The sequence below is a fragment of the Enterobacter cloacae complex sp. IR5441 genome, assembly GCF_049238215.1.
GTDB classification, from domain to species: domain Bacteria; phylum Pseudomonadota; class Gammaproteobacteria; order Enterobacterales; family Enterobacteriaceae; genus Enterobacter; species Enterobacter hormaechei_C.
On sequence record NZ_JBMKIA010000083.1, the window covers coordinates 1 to 3385 of the forward strand.

Genomic DNA, 3385 nt, shown 5'->3' on the forward strand with positions numbered 1-3385 from the left:
CCAATAAGCGCAATGTTTTCCATGATGGTTCTCCGAATGAAAGCCTGTCCTCAGCATAGTACTGGGAAGGAGGGAGTGACCATCTCATTAAATAAAGCACGCTAAGCCGGTTGCAGCGGCCGTAGCGGCCTGAACTTGCCCGCGCCGATCTTGGCGCTGCTGCGCCAGAGGTAATCGCCGGTCAGGTTGATGTGCTCCCAGCCGAGCGGCGACAGGTACTGCAACAGGCCGTCATCGACGGCTTGACCGTGGCCACGCAAGGCGTTCGCGGCCCGCTCCAGATAGACCGTGTTCCATAGCACGATGGCCGCCGTCACCAGGTTGAGGCCGCTGGCCCGGTAGCGCTGCTGCTCGAAGCTGCGGTCGCGGATTTCCCCCAGGCGGTTGAAGAACACGGCGCGGGCCAGCGCGTTGCGCGCCTCGCCTTTGTTCAGCCCGGCATGCACGCGGCGGCGCAGCTCGACGCTTTGCAGCCAGTCCAGGATGAACAGTGTGCGCTCGATGCGTCCCAGCTCACGCAGGGCGACGGCCAGGCCGTTCTGGCGCGGGTAGCTGCCAAGCTTCCTGAGCATCAGCGAGGCCGTCGCCGTGCCCTGCTTGATCGAGGTGGCCATCCGCAGGATTTCATCCCAATGGGCGCGGACGTGCTTGATGTTGAGCGTGCCGCCGATCATCGGTTTCAACGCCTCGTAGGTGGCATCGCCCTTCGGGATGTAGAGCTTGGTGTCGCCCAGGTCACGAATGCGCGGGGCGAAGCGGAAGCCCAGCAGGTGCATCAACGCGAAGACGTGGTCCGTGAACCCTGCCGTGTCGGTGTAGTGCTCCTCGATCCGCAGGTCGGATTCGTGATACAGCAGGCCGTCGAGCACGTAGGTCGAGTCGCGCACGCCGACGTTCACGACCTTGGTGTGGAACGGCGCGTACTGGTCGGAGATATGGGTGTAGAACGTCCGCCCTGGGCTGCTGCCGTATTTCGGATTGATGTGGCCGGTGCTCTCGGCCTTGCTGCCGGTGCGGAAGTTCTGGCCGTCCGACGATGACGTGGTGCCGTCGCCCCAATGCCCGGCGAAGGGATGTCGGAACTGCGCGTTGACCAGCTCGGCCAGTGCCGCCCCGTAGGTTTCGTCGCGGATGTGCCAGGCTTGCAGCCAGGCCAGCTTGGCGTAGGTCGTGCCGGGGCACGATTCCGCCATCTTGGTCAGGCCCAGGTTGATCGCGTCGGCGAGGATCGTGGTCAGCAACAGGTTTTTGTCCTTGGCCAGGTCGCCTGACTTCAGGTGGGCGAAGTGCCGGGTGAAGCCCGTCCATTCGTCTACCTCCAGCAGCAATTCGGTGATCTTGACGTGCGGTAGGATCATCGCCGTCTGGTCGATCAGGGCCTGTGCGGTATCGGGCACCGCCGCATCGAGCGGCGTGATCTTCAGGCCCGACTCCGTGATGATGGCGTCCGGCAGCTCGTTGGCCAGCGCCATGCGGTTGACGGTGGCGAGCTGCGTTTCCAGCAGCGTCAGCCGGTCATGCAGGTACTGGTCGCAATCGGTGGCCACGGCCAGCGGCAATTCGCTGGCCTGCTTGAGGCTGGCGAATTTCGCGGGCGGCACCAGGTAGTCCTCGAAGTCCTTGAACTGGCGCGAGCCTTGCACCCAGATGTCGCCGGAGCGCAGCGCGTTCTTCAGCTCCGACAGCGCGCACAGTTCGTAGTAGCGCCGGTCGATGCCGGTGTCGGTCATCACCAGCTTCTGCCAGCGCGGCTTGATGAACTCGGTCGGCGCGTCGGTGGGCACCTTGCGGGCGTTGTCGCTGTTCATGCTGCGCAGCACCTCGATGGCGTCGAGTACGTCCTTGGCGGCGGGCGCGGCCCGCAACTTGAGCACGTCGAGAAATTCCGGCGCGTAGCGGCGCAGCGTGGCGTAGCTCTCGCCGATGCGGTGCAGGAAATCGAAGTCCTCGGGTTGCGCGAGCCGCTGCGCTTCGGTGACGCTCTCGGCGAAAGCATCCCAGGACATGACGGCCTCGATGGCGGCGAACGGATCGCGGCCCGCTTGCTTGGCCTCGATCAGCGCCTGGCCGATGCGCCCGAACAGCCGCACCTTGGCATTGATCGCCTTGCCGGATGCCTGGAACTGCTGCTGATGCTTGTTCTTGGCGGCATTGAACAGCTTGCCCAGGATGCGGTCATGCAGGTCGATGATTTCGTCGGTGACGGTGGCCATGCCCTCGATGGCGAGCGCCACCAGGGTCGCGTAACGCCGCTGCGGCTCGAACTTCGCCAGGTCGGCGGGCGTCATCTGGCCGCCCTCGCGGGCGATCTTGAGCAGCCGGTTCTGGTGAACCAGCCGCTCGATGCCGGAGGGCAGGTCGAGCGCCTGCCACGCCTTGAGGCGTTCGATGTGTTCCAGCATGTGCCGCGAGTTCGGTTTGACCGGGGATTGCCGCAGCCAGGCCAGCCACGTCGTCTTGCCGTTGTCGCGGCGCTTGAGCAGATCGTCGAGGCGACGGCGATGCACGTCCGTCAGCGGCTCAGCCAAGGCGTCGTAGAGACGCCGGTTGGCGCGGGTAATCGCTTCGGCGCTCGCCCGCTCGACGGCGTTGAGGGCGGGCACAATGACCGACTGCCGCCGCAGGTGCTCGATCAAGGCTCTGGCCAGCACGATGCCCTTGTCGGTTTGCATGGCCAGCTCGGTCAGCAACTGGACAGCCTGCCGGTAGTGGCCAATCGTGAACGGCTGGAAGCCGAACACCGTTTGCAGCTCGACCAGGTGCTCGCGTCGGGTCTGCTCACGCTGCCCGTACTCGTCCCAGCTTTCGATGCCGACCTTGAGCTGGTTGGCGACCAGTCTCAGCAATGGCGGGAACGGTGGCTCATCAGCGCCAAGGATGACGCCGGGAAAGCGCAGGTAGCAGAGCTGCACCGCGAAGCCCAGCCGATTGGCCGGGCCGCGCCGCTGCCGGATGATGGAGAGGTCGCTTTCGCTGAACGTGTAGTGACGGATCAACTCATCCTTGGTGTCCGGCAACGCCAGCAGGCTTTCGCGCTCGGCGGCGGAGAGGATCGAACGGCGGGGCATGCGGTTTCCTTCTTCTTGAAAACGTAGGTTTGTGACAAGCCCGCCAAGGCAACCGGCGCGGCACGGGAATCAAGGCATTGCGATTCTCGAAAATAGTTCTTGAAATTCTATTCTTGATTGCATATCATCTCAACGAGTTTCGATAAGAAAGGATGCGCATGCGACCGTCTGTTGTGCTTGACATGAAGCGAAGCGCAGTGCGTGAAGCGGTAGGCCGCTTTCGCGCCGCGAACCCGCGCGTCTTCGGCTCGGTGCTGCATGGCACCGACCGGGATGGCAGCGACCTCGACCTGTTGGTCGATGCGCTGCCCGGTGCC

2 protein-coding genes are annotated in these 3385 nt (G+C 64.2%); one reads left to right on the forward strand and one right to left on the reverse strand.

Annotation, left to right across the window (positions count from 1 at the left end; all coding sequences use genetic code 11):
- Positions 1 to 101: 101 nt before the first annotated feature.
- Positions 102 to 3068, reverse strand: a complete 2967-nt coding sequence (locus ACOTX5_RS26260) for a Tn3-like element ISPa38 family transposase (protein WP_015065644.1) — start codon at positions 3066 to 3068, stop codon at positions 102 to 104.
- Positions 3069 to 3226: 158 nt separating this feature from the next.
- Between ACOTX5_RS26260 and ACOTX5_RS26265 the strand changes: the two genes are divergently transcribed.
- The coding region (locus tag ACOTX5_RS26265; protein WP_421632513.1) for a nucleotidyltransferase family protein at positions 3227 to 3385 on the forward strand (159 nt) is incomplete at its 3' end.